At 32.4% G+C, this 14,403-nt stretch carries 16 protein-coding genes; 11 read left to right on the top strand and 5 right to left on the bottom strand.

Annotation, left to right across the window (positions count from 1 at the left end; translation table 11 throughout):
- Nucleotides 1-230 precede the first annotated feature (230 nt).
- Complete coding sequence (gene mnmD / locus AAFU52_RS01075) at nucleotides 231-911, bottom strand: tRNA (5-methylaminomethyl-2-thiouridine)(34)-methyltransferase MnmD (RefSeq protein ID WP_438426618.1); 681 nt, start codon at nucleotides 909-911, stop codon at nucleotides 231-233.
- An 11-nt stretch (nucleotides 912-922) separates the two neighbouring features.
- Nucleotides 923-1,429, bottom strand: a complete 507-nt coding sequence (locus AAFU52_RS01080; protein ID WP_438424803.1) for a DUF4920 domain-containing protein — start codon at nucleotides 1,427-1,429, stop codon at nucleotides 923-925.
- Nucleotides 1,430-1,751: 322 nt separating this feature from the next.
- On the opposite strand from AAFU52_RS01080, the gene AAFU52_RS01085 reads away from it, so the two are divergent.
- Complete coding sequence (locus AAFU52_RS01085) at nucleotides 1,752-2,819, top strand: branched-chain amino acid aminotransferase (RefSeq protein ID WP_438424805.1); 1,068 nt, start codon at nucleotides 1,752-1,754, stop codon at nucleotides 2,817-2,819.
- 70 nt (nucleotides 2,820-2,889) lie between these two features.
- Here the strand turns inward: AAFU52_RS01085 and AAFU52_RS01090 are convergent, their stop codons facing one another.
- A complete protein-coding gene (locus tag AAFU52_RS01090) occupies nucleotides 2,890-3,276 on the bottom strand; it encodes a nucleoside triphosphate pyrophosphohydrolase family protein (protein WP_024772146.1) in 387 nt (128 codons plus the stop codon).
- 44 nt (nucleotides 3,277-3,320) lie between these two features.
- Between AAFU52_RS01090 and AAFU52_RS01095 the strand changes: the two genes are divergently transcribed.
- Nucleotides 3,321-3,512: a hypothetical protein gene (locus AAFU52_RS01095; RefSeq protein WP_035096817.1), complete on the top strand. Its 192-nt coding sequence runs from the start codon at nucleotides 3,321-3,323 to the stop codon at nucleotides 3,510-3,512.
- 9 nt (nucleotides 3,513-3,521) lie between these two features.
- Here the strand turns inward: AAFU52_RS01095 and AAFU52_RS01100 are convergent, their stop codons facing one another.
- Entirely contained in the window at nucleotides 3,522-4,283 is a 762-nt protein-coding gene (locus tag AAFU52_RS01100; protein WP_024772145.1) for a caspase family protein, read from the bottom strand.
- A gap of 120 nt (nucleotides 4,284-4,403) precedes the next feature.
- On the opposite strand from AAFU52_RS01100, the gene AAFU52_RS01105 reads away from it, so the two are divergent.
- The 5 genes from AAFU52_RS01105 to AAFU52_RS01125 all read left to right on the top strand — a co-directional run bounded on the left by AAFU52_RS01105 (nucleotide 4,404) and on the right by AAFU52_RS01125 (nucleotide 8,847).
- A complete protein-coding gene (locus AAFU52_RS01105) occupies nucleotides 4,404-5,012 on the top strand; it encodes a hypothetical protein (protein WP_024772144.1) in 609 nt (202 codons plus the stop codon).
- Entirely contained in the window at nucleotides 5,013-6,911 is a 1,899-nt protein-coding gene (locus tag AAFU52_RS01110) for a sensor histidine kinase (RefSeq protein WP_438424809.1), read from the top strand. It begins immediately after the preceding gene.
- On the top strand, nucleotides 6,908-7,534 hold the full coding sequence (locus tag AAFU52_RS01115; protein ID WP_438424811.1) for a response regulator transcription factor: 627 nt from the start codon (nucleotides 6,908-6,910) through the stop codon (nucleotides 7,532-7,534). Before AAFU52_RS01110 ends, AAFU52_RS01115 begins: the two co-directional genes overlap by 4 nt.
- A 145-nt stretch (nucleotides 7,535-7,679) precedes the next feature.
- Entirely contained in the window at nucleotides 7,680-8,405 is a 726-nt protein-coding gene (locus tag AAFU52_RS01120; RefSeq protein WP_024772141.1) for a hypothetical protein, read from the top strand.
- 7 nt (nucleotides 8,406-8,412) lie between these two features.
- Nucleotides 8,413-8,847, top strand: coding sequence for a hypothetical protein (locus tag AAFU52_RS01125; protein ID WP_024772140.1), 435 nt, complete (start codon nucleotides 8,413-8,415; stop codon nucleotides 8,845-8,847).
- A gap of 56 nt (nucleotides 8,848-8,903) precedes the next feature.
- Here the strand turns inward: AAFU52_RS01125 and AAFU52_RS01130 are convergent, their stop codons facing one another.
- Nucleotides 8,904-10,955, bottom strand: a complete 2,052-nt coding sequence (locus AAFU52_RS01130; RefSeq protein WP_438424815.1) for a dipeptidyl-peptidase 3 family protein — start codon at nucleotides 10,953-10,955, stop codon at nucleotides 8,904-8,906.
- 92 nt (nucleotides 10,956-11,047) lie between these two features.
- On the opposite strand from AAFU52_RS01130, the gene AAFU52_RS01135 reads away from it, so the two are divergent.
- The 4 genes from AAFU52_RS01135 to AAFU52_RS01150 all read left to right on the top strand — a co-directional run bounded on the left by AAFU52_RS01135 (nucleotide 11,048) and on the right by AAFU52_RS01150 (nucleotide 14,392).
- The gene (locus AAFU52_RS01135) at nucleotides 11,048-12,082 is read left to right on the top strand and encodes an SRPBCC family protein (protein ID WP_438424818.1); all 1,035 of its coding nucleotides are present in this window, start codon (nucleotides 11,048-11,050) and stop codon (nucleotides 12,080-12,082) included.
- A 129-nt stretch (nucleotides 12,083-12,211) separates the two neighbouring features.
- Nucleotides 12,212-12,577, top strand: coding sequence for a fluoride efflux transporter CrcB (gene crcB, locus AAFU52_RS01140; RefSeq protein ID WP_024772137.1), 366 nt, complete (start codon nucleotides 12,212-12,214; stop codon nucleotides 12,575-12,577).
- Nucleotides 12,578-12,619: 42 nt separating this feature from the next.
- On the top strand, nucleotides 12,620-12,958 hold the full coding sequence (locus AAFU52_RS01145; RefSeq protein ID WP_024772136.1) for a P-II family nitrogen regulator: 339 nt from the start codon (nucleotides 12,620-12,622) through the stop codon (nucleotides 12,956-12,958).
- A 321-nt stretch (nucleotides 12,959-13,279) separates the two neighbouring features.
- Nucleotides 13,280-14,392 carry a porin gene (locus AAFU52_RS01150; protein WP_438424821.1) on the top strand — a complete coding sequence of 371 codons (1,113 nt, stop codon included), beginning with the start codon at nucleotides 13,280-13,282 and terminating at the stop codon, nucleotides 14,390-14,392.
- The last annotated feature ends 11 nt before the right edge of the window (nucleotides 14,393-14,403 follow it).

Raw genomic sequence — 14,403 nt, forward strand, 5'->3', positions numbered from 1 at the left:
TATATGATTATAAATTAATAAAAAAACCAAAAACGTGTATAGTCACTACGTTCTCTCATTAAAAATTTTAAACATTTCCTTTTGTGAAAATATTTTTAAAACTTCTTAATGTTTGTCTCATTTCACTATAATCTATTGCAAAATACTACCACCTTATAATAAAACCTATCTCTTTATTATAGCTTTAACATACGTTTAGTATTCTTCTAACCTCCTAACAAATAGTGTATTTATGATTCTACTTTTGTGGCTCTAAGCATTTCTCGTTTTCCCGGTGGGCCGGGAAGTCTTTCTACTACAAAACCTACCTCTTGCATAGCACGCCTTACGCTTCCTTTGGCCGCATAAGTAACCAAAACTCCTTTGAACCGAAGTACCTCATACATCTTCCTAAAAATTTCTATTGTCCAAAGTTCGGGCTGTACTCTTGCTCCAAAAGCATCAAAATAGATTAAATCAAAACGGCTTTTATCCTGTATATCGGCAAAAAACTGTTTACGCTTAAAGAGTTTAAAATTCGAAGTGATTTCTACTGGTAACTCCCACAAAGATTGGTGCATTGTATCAAAAACCTGTTGTTTTTCTTTTACAGCAAGTACCTCTGGATAATTCATGAGTTTGGCCTCTGATAAAGCAACGGGATATGCTTCTACTCCAACATAGTGAATTGGTAAATTAATTTTTTCGGCTTCAAGAAATGTTATAAAAGCATTTAGACCGGTCCCAAAACCTATCTCCATAATATCCAACGCACTAAGCTTGTTTTTGCTTAAAATATAATCGAATCCACTTTTAATAAATACATGTTTAGCCTCATTAATTGCTCCATGTTTAGAATGGTAATGTTCATTCAATTCTGGCAAGTGAATGGTTTTTGAACCATCTGCAGTGGTAATAATTTTACGCTCTATTTCTTCTTGCATTATTCTTTTATCAAAACACCTTCTGCTACAAAAGAATACGTTGTCTTAGGAGTTGTAATACTAGCAATTTCTTCTTCAGTTTTTCCTGCATCACTGGCAAAATGACGTTGTTCATCTACAGACATCTCGCTCACAAATGCTTTTCCCTGAACAATGATAGTATCATTTTCTATATCCTTTGGCACAAAAAAACCATAGTCTTTAAACTTCACCATTGTTTCTTTACCTTCATCCAAAGCTACTTTCATCCAACAACCTTTAGCTTTACAAACAGCATTTACAGTACTCGAAAAAGCAACTGCTACAGTATCTCCTTCTTTTAAATTTTTATATTCTTCTGCTATTGCATCTCTATTGTAAATATGATCTGAAGATATTTTATCGCCAAAACTTTTATAATTTTCACTTGAAATATCTTTAACAGAAAAGAAGTTTTCTGTTTTAATCGATGAATTACAACCTACTAGTACTAACAATCCTACAAAAAACAATACATTTTTTTTCATAATCCTTTATTATCTATATGTTTTGCAAAATTAAACATTTTTAAAATTCTTATTTTACAAGAAAAGGGTATTTTTGTAGTGAATTAGAAGAATGTTAGTATTTCTTTGGTTTTGAGACTAAGAATATGATAACAAGCTATAGAAAAGCCTACTACTGTCATTAACTTTTAAAAGATAAACCAAGCGAAACGAGCATTAAGAAATTTAGATACTCTTTTCTTCAAAGTAACTATTTAAATCTCTTACCATAGGATGTAGTGACCTCACTCATTCTTAATCTTTTAATTAATGTAATGTAAAATAATTAAAACGACTGAAACAAATGAAAAACACAATTTCTCAAGCCTTGAAAATTAGTGAAGTAAGTGAGTCTAAAATCGGACAAGTAGATTTTGAAAACCTTAATTTCGGGAAAATTTTTACAGATCATATGTTTGTCTGTGATTATGTGAATGGAGAATGGCAAACACCAGAAATTGTTCCTTACGGACCACTCACCATGGAGCCTTCAGCTCGTGTTTTTCATTATGGCCAAGCAGTTTTTGAAGGAATGAAAGCGTATAAAGATGATAATGGAGATACTTTTTTATTCAGACCTGATGAAAATTTTAAGCGTATCAACATATCTGCTGAACGTTTAGCTATACCAGAATTTCCTGAAGATTACTTTTTTGAAGGTTTAAATGCCCTGCTAAAATTAGATGATGAATGGATCAAACCTGGTTACGGAAATTCATTGTACATACGTCCTTTTGTTATCGCAACTCAGGCAAGTGTTTCTGCTTCTGAAGCAGATGAATATAAATTTATGATCATATGCTCACCTGCACAATCCTATTACAGTGGTGATGTGAGTGTATTGGTTGCAGAAAAATTTAGTCGTTCTGCTAACGGAGGTTTTGGATACGCAAAAGCTGCCGGAAACTATGCTGGGCAATTTTACCCAACAAAACTTGCACAAGAACAAGGATACCAACAAATCATCTGGACCGATGCTAATGCTCATGAATTTATGGAAGAGGCAGGAACGATGAATGTATTCTTTAGAGTTAATGACACCTTACTTACTGCTCCTGTGAGTGATAGAATTCTTGATGGGGTCACTCGTAAAAGTTTAATTACTATTGCCGAAAAAGAAGGTATTAAAGTAGATGTACGACCCGTTACGGTTAGCGAAATTGTAGAAGCTGCAAAAAACGGAAGTCTAAAAGAAGTTTTTGGTGCAGGAACTGCTGCTGTGGTAAGCCCGGTAAAAGCTTTTGGATATAAAGGAGAGCATTATGAAATCGAAAAGCAAGAAAATTCTTATGCTTCTTATTTCAAAAAAGCACTAATGGATATTCAATATAACAAAGCCGAAGATACTTTTGGCTGGAGATATAAAGTGTAGTTATATACTAGAAAATATAATTCTTATACAATAAAAAAAACTCCGGAATGTTCTTCCGGAGTTTTTTGTTTTATCGATCTAAGATTTCTTTGATATTAGGTTTAAAATAATTAGGTCCTTTAAGCACTTTGCCATCCTCTCTATAAATAGGTTGCCCATCTTCGCCTAGCTTACTCATATTACTACGCTGGATCTCGTTAAACACTTCCTCTATCTTGTGCTGCATACCATGCTCGATAATAGTCCCACATAAGATATATAGCATATCTCCTAATGCATCAGCTACTTCTATCAAATCATTGTCTTGAGCAGCCTCTAAATATTCTTCATTCTCCTCTTTCATCAGGTTAAACCGAAGTGTGTTTTTAGCGGCTCCCAGATCGGCTATGGGTTCGTTTTTATATCCAAGTTTAAATGAAGTGTGAAATTCTTGTACTGCAGCAATTTTATCTTTCATCAGTATATTTTTATAGATTATCTTTGCCGTAAAAATAACAATTTATGTTTAGTCAGGGCCAGTTAATATTTGCAGGATTTTTTGTCGTAGCATTTATCATTTTAATGATATTTAGCTATCGAAAAGATATCAAACTACATCGCAAATATTACAAGGGTAGCCTTTTTATTCTCATTGGTTTTATTATCTTTATTTTGTTGCTTTTTGCCTTAAAAACGTATTTACAACCCGAGTAAAACACACTCTTAGAACATCTTATGTTCCATTTTTAAATCATAATCTGAAATTACCGATACTTGTTCGACATTTTCTTTGTCTTTAATTTCTGTATTTACTAGATCTAAAAAATTGCCAAAATTTATATTTTCGTTTCCTCTTAGAAGTATTTGAGTTGCATAATGGGAGAATACGCCATTGTACATTTCACCAAACTGCTTCTCATATGCTTGTTTATATTTTCCACAAGCAGCCAATGTAATAACGCTATCGCCATTCACTTCTCTCATAACCAATCCTTCATCTTCATTAGATTCTACTGAAGGGAATTCCATATCTTCTACAGGAATAGATTTTACCATATAATTTAAACCAATTCGCTCAAAATCTAAAAATTTATGCGGTTCAAAAACACCTTCAGAGTGGCATGTATCAAAAATCAAAATCAATTTTCTATCTTTTTTTACTCTTTTTTTAAATTTGTCAATTTCATAGTCCCAAATAACCTTATCAGTTGCTACAATACCTTCGTTATATTTATCACTATCATCATGTCTTCGAACTCCGTGTCCAGAGAAAAAGAAAACGCCTATATCTCCTTTTTCCAAAGAAGAGACTAATAATTGAAGCTGGTCCAACACTTCTTGTTTTAGCAGGTCGTATTTTTTCTTTGTTATAAATCCAAATTTGATTCTCAAAACATCTTCCCATAATGTAACATCATTTTGACATCCTTCTAGTGTATAGTTTACTGGATATTTATTTATCCCAATTAAAATTGATTTTTTCATAATTATTTAGTTTTTTGTAAATCTAAAAGTTTGATTTAAGAATAGATATACCTTGTATTGGGTATATCTTATAAACCAATTGTTTTGCTAATTTGCCATATAAATTATAAAAACAAAAAAATGAATTATTCTACAAATGTATTTTTTAAGGAAAAAGATGAACGGTATCAACTCGTCTATAGCAGCCAGATGTATGGTACTTTTTTTGGGGTTTACGCATGTTTCACGGTTTCTAAAACGACTGTAGAAAGTGTTAGATTTAAGTTAATTAATTATAAAGGACCACTTAACATAGGCCTTAAACATGTTGATTTCTTAGGACTAATAGAAGAACAACTTGAACCTGAAAAAGATGATATTACTGGCCCTATCATTAACTGTATGGCTTTTGATTTAACTCTACAAGCATTACATCCTGAGGTGACTTTTCCCCCGAAAACCGATCCTGAACAACTTATTAATTGTAATTTAACCGATCTTCAAAATGATCACTATCTATCTGTACGAAGAAAGTTTGAGAAAATTGGTTCTTCTGCAATTGAAGGAGGAATTTTTGACAGTGAATTTTATTATAGAGACGGTCTAAGGTCTGAATACGAATTTGGAAATAATTTTCAAACCTATAGACAAGGGCGTCCAGAAAAAACCCAATTAACTGGGTCTGCAAAAATAATTGATAAGGGCACCGGAAAAATATGCCCACGTGGGTTTGCCAAAATAATATTCTAAATGAAAAAATATCCGCTTTTATGTATTTGCTTATTATTTCTTTCTTTTGTTAGATCTTCTGCAAAAGACATTAATCATTTACAAACTTATTTTGATTTAATAATAAACTTAGAATATGAAAAAGCAAAAATCAAAGCTAATGATATAACTTCTGGCATACTTAAAGAAGATTTGATAATATTATCAAATCTTCTTTTCTATAACGGACAGGAAAAAATAAAACCTAAGATTTCATATAGAGATCAAATATCAGATCCCTTTCAAAAATGCATTAACTATCTTAATATAGGCTATGACAGATTATATCACAATAAAGACAGAACTACGGTTATTGAATCTTTTTATAATGCTTACACCTTTGCCAAAGAAACAAAAAGGCCTTATTTAATAAAGTTTTGCTTGCTAAGCATCTTGGAATTATATCATTATGAGTACTCACAAACCAACAAACAATTCGAAAACTATCTACTTGAATATAAAAGACTAGCAAAAACACCTATAGAAAAATGCTGGGCTTTTAAGTATGAAATTTATTTTGATTACCAAGCTATTCCTAATGACGATGATGATTCTTTTTTACTCACTAATGAACTAGAGGAACAAGTACAACTGCTCAATAAAAATCACAGATTTCGTCCTCTGTTTTATTCTTTAAAAGCTATTCAATTAGAATTAGAAAAAAAAACACTAGAAGCCACCAAGCTACATCAAAAAGTTTTAATCGAAACAAGTGATGTTCCTTTTTTAAAATACTTAAAATTCAGAACACATATTCGTTTATCAGAAATTTATCGAAAACAAAAGAAATATTCAACTGGTTTAAAACATATTGATATTGCAAAAAAATTTGTTGACATTTCTGATTCTCTTAGATCAAAAATTTACATTTATAACTATGCTTCTTTAAACAATGAAGGTCTTGGTAACTATTTCTTGGCACTGAAGCAACGAGATAGCTCGACAATACTCGAACAGCAACTTAGTATCCAAAAAAATACTTTACAAAATTCTGCTATGGAAATTAAACTTAGAACAGCAGAAAAAGAAAAAGAAATAGTTCAACTATTAAACACTAACCTTAAAACCGAAGCTAGCAGAGTACAAAACAGGAATCTACTAATAGGGTCGCTTTCTCTTATCCTTGTGGGTTCAATATTTGTATTTCTTGTATACAAAAACACCAAACGCAAACAACGCATTGCAAAACAAGAACGTGAGATCGAAATCCAAAAAACAGAAAAGCTTCTTAAAGAGCAAGAGCTTACTGCTATTGATGCTATGATCTCTGGACAAGAGAAAGAACGACAACGTTTGGCCAATGAACTGCATGATAACCTGGGAAGTACACTCGCAACGGTCAAACTTCATTTTCAACATTTGCAAAACAATAAAGACAACCCTAAAATCGAACATATTGAAGAGTTGTACACCAAAACAAATACCTTGCTAGATGAAGCTTATCAAAAAGTACGCACCATAGCCCACGAAAAAAATAGTGGGGTTATGGCTAATCAAGGGTTGCTCCCTGCTATAAAAAACTTAGCTAAGCAAGTATCTAATGGAGATGGCTTGCACATCGAGATACAAGATTATGGATTAGAGGAACGATTAGACAATGCATTAGAAATATCAATTTTCAGAATGATACAGGAGCTTATTACCAATGCTATCAAGCATGCCGAAGCTTCAGAAATACACATCTCTTTAACCAATCATGATTCTCTTTTAAATATCATTATAGAGGATAATGGTAGAGGATTTGATGCCAAAATACTCCCCAAAAAAGAAGGTATGGGGCTAAGAAATATCGAAAAAAGAGTAGAACATCTCGAAGGTACCTTCGAGATTGATTCTACTATAGGAAAAGGAACTAATATTATTATAAATATCCCCATATGATCACTATAGCTATTGCAGAAGATCACCAATCTCTTATTGATGGTGTAGAACTTCTTCTCCGGTATGAAGAAGAAATTAGTATAGTTGGTATGGCTAATGATGGAGAAGAGCTACTCAATATTGTAAGAAGAAAACAACCTAAAGTTGTACTTACCGATATCAGAATGCCTAAAATTGATGGTATTGCAGCTTGCAAAATCATTAAAAAAGAATTTCCCCATACCAAAATTATTGCCTTCTCTATGTTTGACCAGGAAGATGCTGTTCGGCAAATGATCGAAGCTGGAGCTTCTGGATACTTACTTAAAAATTCACCTCTGGAAGAAGTATTAACAGCAATACAACAAATAGCAAAAGGAGAAACCTATTTTGATGCCGCTATTGACCCATCACTCTTTTCTAAAGATGCCAAACAACCATCTAAAAAACAGCTCTTATCAAAAAGTGAACGGGAAATCTTAAAACTTATCGGACAAGGAAAAACCTCATCAGAGATAGCTGCCATTCGTTTTAATTCGGTATCTACTGTAGAAACTCACCGTAAAAATATCATACGCAAACTGGGCCTTCATGGTAAAGGAGAATTATTGCGCTATGCAATCGAAAAAAAGTATGATTTTTAAGTAATCCTCCCTTCTTCAAAAGATAAATATACCCAGCTATGGGTATTTTTTTGTGCTTGATTGTTAGGTAGTTTTGACATGAATTATAAAAAAACCGAACCTAGAAACCACAATGTTTTATCATTCATTATACAAACAATCTGATATGAAAACACTAATTACATTAAGTCTATTGATCGCATTTAATTTTTCGTTTGGGCAACAAAAAGCCTACACAAAATATAAAAAAGATAAAACTTCTAAAGAATTCAAGACTTTAAACACATCAGGAGGAGATAATAATCAAGAAGAATTTAAAACACTAGAAGACTCTGAAAAAGAAAATGGAAGTATTGGTGAAAATATATCTTTCGGATTAAGTTTAGGATTTAATGGAAGTACAGAAAATATTAAAACCGTACAAATATCGCCAATAGACAATACCGTTATTCTAAACAAAGGCCAAAAAACAAGTTTTGTTTTATCTACAGTAGTCTCAATACCTATTTCTTTCAAGAAGAATTTAACCTATCGCTTTACAGACAAAGATGGTAACCAAATCGGGCAGATTCATAAAATATCGGATTGGAGTTTTATTGCTTCGGTAAATCTGATAACATTACAAGGAGCTCAATCGGGTAATGTTTTTAATCAAAAGATTAGTGGAGGTTTAGGTGTTTCATATAATTTCACCGAAGATTTTTCTATTGGTCTGACCTATGAATTAATATCCAGCAGAAGCCCAAAAGATTTTCTTATCCAATCATCTGGTAAAGAAATTCAGGAAAACGGAGAAACTGTTACTGCTCTCGACATTACAAATAATGAATACTTCTATGATAAATATTTAGGAACAGTTTCTTTCAAATTTATTTATAAACTAACAAAATAGATTTACAATGAAAACAAAAACACTACTACCTCGCGTATTTACAGAAAAGGATACATTAATCGAACCTAATATAAATGTAGATAGTTATTTTCAAAAAGTTATAAAATACATCCCTGGAGAAATCATTGCCTTTTATTTGGTATTCAATAAGTTTGCAATTGAAGAAGGAAAAACTGGGTTTTTAGTTTTATTTTTTATTGGATTAACACTTACTCCTTTTTATAAATACTTTGGGCTTAAAGATCAGTCTAAAAAACTAAAAACACCATGGTTTCAAATCATTATATCTATTATAGCATTTACTATTTGGGTACTTGCTTTAGGAGATTTCAATGAAGTGCAGATAGTCAATTACAATCCATTTTATGCTTCACTAATCTTAGCTACATTTACTTTAACAACTCCAATTTTAGAGCAAATTTTTGAATTCAAAAAGAAATAAAAAAGAGCCTCAAAAAAATATTATGAGGCTCTTTATAAAATTTTTATGTAATATGATTAATTCACCTCTGGTAAGAAGTTATAATTCTTACTGTACCATAACATTTGCTCTTCAAAGGTTTTAGGTTGAAATATTTCAAAACCTATAATCTCATCTGCATCATTAGTTTTTGGTACTAAAACAGGATTTACAAAACCACTATATGGTGCTGATGTAAATTGCTTATTACGCTCTAATACTTCTGCATGTACAGCTTGATCAACTTTTACACCATATCCTTCTACCAAAGCTTCTGCCGCCTTATAATCTCCTTCAGATTTGATACGTTGTGTTTCTTTTAATAAACGACCAAAGATTTCACGTAGTTTAGTGTAGTCATTAATATTAAAGTAAGTTTTTCCTTCTCTACTTACTTTTTCGATTACATTATCTTTCTTTCCTTGCTCAAAAGCCCAACCACTAACCCACTGGCGGTTACGCATATGAGCTTCTTCTACATCATCACCAAGATTTAAACGAATCAATTGTGTCATTAATCCATTTCTAATATATCCATCATAAGCAGCTTTACCTGTCTTTTCCCAATCTTCAACTAATCCTAGTTCTTGTAATTTTGGATCCATTAAATAGTATAATCCAACTAAATCAGCACGACCTTCTTCCATAGTAGAAGCATAGTTCTTTAATGTTTCTTTAGTTTCTCCTACTCCCGGGTTTAATTTTCCAGATGCATGACCAACTACTTCATGTAATGCTGTATGTAACTTATCTCCTAATTGTCCATATTTTTCTTCTAGTTCAAACTCTTCATCATCATGTACAAACTCTTTTAAACGTCCTGAACCACCGGCATTATTATAAGCACCGATAATATTTCCTAAGGATACAGACTTAGAACCTACAGCAGCTCTAATCCAGTTTGCATTAGGAAGATTTACACCTATCGGTGTACTTGGTGATGCATCTCCTGCCTCTCCGGCAACAGCTACTACTTTATACGAAACCCCTACAACACTATCTTTTTTATGAGCATCCATTAATGGAGAATTATCTTCAAACCACTGCGCATTTTCTGATAGTACAGACATTTTTTTAGACATATCAAAATCCTTGATCTGTACAATAGTTTCATAAGAACCTCTATATCCTAATGGATCATTATATACTTCAATAAAACTATTAATGTAATCGATATTACCATCAGTAGCTGCCGTCCATGCTACATTATAATCATCCCAGGTTTGTAAATTTCCTGTCTTATAATATTCGATCAATAACCCTAAAGCATCTCCTTGTGCTTCATTTTCTGCTACACCTTTTGCTTTTTCTAACCATTTGATGATTTCGTCGATTGCAGATCCATACAATCCTCCTGATTTATATACTCGCTCTTTTAATTTTCCATTTTCTTTTACCAATTGAGAGTTTAAACCAAAGGATAAAGGTTTCTCTGCATTTGGAGATTTCATTTTACTATAGAATGATGTAACATCGGTATTAGTAACTCCAGGGCCATAAAAGTTAACCGCAGATAGTGCTACATTATCAACTCCTTTTGCTTGATTTACTTTTTTATCATCTTGATCATTAAAGATCACTTCATATACTTCTTTAGACACTTCGGTTCCTGTAGCAGCAAGAAGAGAGCTAAAGTAATCTCGACTAAATTCTGGTTTAATTTTATCATTACTATAGTGATGATGAATCCCGTTAGAAAACCAAACTCGTTTTAGATACGTTTCAAAAGCTTTCCAGTTTGCATCACTCTTATTTCCTTCATAAGAAGTGTGAACTTTTTCTAATGCTTTTCGGATAGTAAGATTATGACGGTAATTCTGATCCCACATAATATCTCTTCCACTTAATCCTGCTTGAGTAAGATAATACACTAATTTTTGTTCTTTCAAAGTAAGATTATCCCAACCCGGTATTTGGTATCTTAAAATTTTAAGATCAGCAAATTGCTCTACAACATAATCAAACTTTTCCTCTGCTACCTCCTGTTTTTCTTCCTGTTGGTTAATTTGATCCTTAACGCTTGGATCCTTTTTACATGCAATCATTAAACTAGTGATCGCTATAAAAAATAATATTCTGTCGAGTTTCATTTGTTTTATTTTATTGTTTTGACAAATGTAACAAAATAAAAGGATGTTAAAATTGTTTATATTAGCTGACCAAACAATCTAAACTAACTAACATGAAAATAGTGAAATATTTATTTTTTCTATTATTATTAGTAATAATTGGCGGAGCTGTTTATGTTGCTACCATAGACGGTGAGTTTCAAGTAGAAGAAAGTAGAGTAATAGATGCTCCCGATGAGTTATTATTTGCTACAATCAATGAGTATAAGACTTGGGATAAATGGGGCCCCTGGATGGATGAATCTGATGATTTTATTATGGAATATCCCGAAAAAACAAGTGGCGAAGGTGCTTCTTATAGTTGGAAAAGCGAAACACAAGGAGATGGTAAAATGGAGACCATAAAGGCTTCTCCGTTTACTAGCATAGATCAAAATATCACATTTGTCACTCCAATGGGAGAAAGTAAAAGTGATGTGTACTGGAAATTTGAAAAAATAGAAGGTAAAAAAACCAAAGTGACTTGGGGAATGAAAGGCGAACAATCTTTTATGGAAAAGGCATTTTGGGCTACTCAAGATAGTACTATATCTCAAATGATAAAGCCTATGTATGCTCGCGGACTCGAAAAACTTGATGCATTCACTGATGAAAAAATGAAAAAATATGCTGTTCATGTAGATGGAGTTACGGAACATGGAGGTGGGTTTTATATGTACAGTGCTACTGCTTCTTCAATAGCTATAATCCCTGAAAAAATGAAAGATATGATCCCTGCAGTGGATACATATATGAAACAAAACAATCTTCCTCAAACAGGTATGCCCTTTACATTATATAATGAGTATAATGAAGAACAAGGAACAGCAATTTTCTCTACAGCAATTCCAACCAGAGATAAAGTAATTACTCCTAAAGAAAGTTCTATTCTTTGTGATTTTTTACCAAGACAGAAAGTAGTAAAGACGACGCTTAAAGGAGACTATATCAACCTAAAAGAAGCGTGGGAAGCTGGTTACAAATATATTGCAGAGAACAATCTAGAGCCAAATATGGAATCTGCAGCTTTTGAAGTGTATCGTGTAGAGCCAAGATTACAACCAAACCCTGCTGAGTGGGTTACAGAAATATATATTCCAATAAAATAATACTATATAAACTACATTCTATAGAATGATAGAATGTAGTTTATTAATTTATGGGACACATAGTAACCAAGTTGATACGAACATCAATCAATACCAGCCTGACCTTTAAGAAACAATAGATAAAAACAGATGAAACAAATACTTTTGGTGTTTATTGGAGGCGGCACAGGTAGCATCGCACGTTATCTTATAAGTAAATACCTCAATAGTTCTTCTACAGGAATCCCATATGGTACCTTTACAGCTAATATTTTAGGCAGTCTTTTTATTGGGATTATTCTAGGTCTAGCACTTAAAAACAATGTAATATCACAAAATACAGTTACCCTTTTGGCAACAGGTTTTTGTGGAGGATTTACCACTTTTTCTACATTTGCCTACGAAAATCATGTATTACTAAAATCCGGAGATTTTATCAACTTTATCATCTATGCTGCCGGATCATTTGTGGTTGGAGTTCTTTTCATATTTTTAGGGATGTTTATTGTAAAATAATCCAATAAAAATTGTGCCGGAGATTAATTTAAGTAAAGGCTTATGAAAAAAATCGAAGCAATTATACGCAAATCAAAATTCGAAGCTGTAAAAGAAGCTCTACATAAAATTGAAGTAAATTTCTTTACCTATTGGGATGTAACAGGTGTTGGCAATGAAAAGAAAGGCCATGTATACAGAGGGATCACCTATAATACATCTGATATACCACGTAGATACTTATCTATAGTTGTCTCTGATGAATTTGAGAAAAAAACAATTCGAGCATTAATAGATTCTGCTAAAACCGGAGAAGTTGGTGATGGAAAAATATTTGTATCAAACATCCAGGACACTTACAGAATCAGAACCGAAGAAAAAGGTAATCAGGCATTACTCTAAATTTCTGCCGTACTTATCATTTCCAATATTCTCTATTTAAATAAACTCACATTAAGCTTTTAGCTAATCCCACTTTCTAATGTGTTTATTAAGGCCTTTTTAAATAAAACAAACACAATATCATAAGAAAAGCCTAAAAAAGCACTTTCAAATTCTTAAAATATATAAAAATAAAAGTTATACCCTAATTTTATTAGGGTATAAAATACAATATACATAAAAATTAGCATTCATACCCTATATTTTTTAGGGTTAAAATTGTTTTTATATAGATTTACCGTGCCAATTAAAAACTAATTATAACGGTAATCAATGTTAATTATGAAAACAAAAACCATCACATTTTTTTTAAGAAAAGTAACTTTTTTTACATTAATCTTTTTGAGTTTAAATGTCATTAGCCAAGAAGAAAAACCAAAATCAACACTCGATAAATTAGTATCCAAAATAAACTTATCAGGATCAGTTGATGGCTATTACAGGTACAATTTTGCAGCCCCTAATGACAACTCGGTAGCCCCACAAACATCTTTTGCAAACGAAAATGGTTTTGCGCTAGGTATGGCTAATGCTATTTTGGGGTATGAAGGCGAAAAAGTTGGATTTGTAGCTGATCTTGTCTTTGGATCCAGAGGCGAAGATGCTGTATTTAATTCTGATGATTCTGCTCAAATTATAAACCAGCTATACGTCTATTGGAATGTAACCAAAAGTGTTAAACTTACCTTCGGTAATTTTAATACTTTTATTGGATATGAAGTAATTTCACCAACAGGGAATTTCAATCACTCTACTTCGTATATGTTCTCATACGGCCCCTTCTCTCACACTGGTTTGAAAGCAGATATTGCAATAAGTAAAAAATGGTCTGCTATGTTTGCTATAATGAATCCTAGTGATTATACAGATAATAATCCGTTTGACACCTACATTGCAGGGGCACAAATAGGATATACCCTCGATAATGGTAGTGCTTTTCTTAACTTTAGATATGGTAATGAAGGAGAGCCCGGAGAAGTAGGCCCTACTTTTCAGGTAGACCTTACTACCGGATGGGATCTAACACAAGATTTTTATCTTGGAGTAAACACAACTTATGTATCTACAGAACCACAAGAAAACGGAGATGCTTCTGGATTTTATGGAGTAGCATTATATCCTCAATACAAAACATCTGAAAAATTCGCTATAGGAATAAGAGGAGAATATTTCTCGGTTTATAATGGAGGGTTAACAGATGTAATTGGTTTAGATACACAAGGTGATGGAGATGTTATCACAGCTACACTTACAGGAAATTATACTATTGGAGAGTTAACTCTTAAACCAGAATTAAGAATAGATACAACTTCTGAAGATTTCTTTATCGATAATGACAGAGAGGCAACAAAAAGTCTTTCTTCTTTTGTACTTGGGGCTGTATATAAATTCTAGTATATCTTTTT

The sequence above is a fragment of the Aquimarina macrocephali genome (assembly GCF_051627225.1).
In the GTDB taxonomy this organism is placed as follows: domain Bacteria; phylum Bacteroidota; class Bacteroidia; order Flavobacteriales; family Flavobacteriaceae; genus Aquimarina; species Aquimarina macrocephali.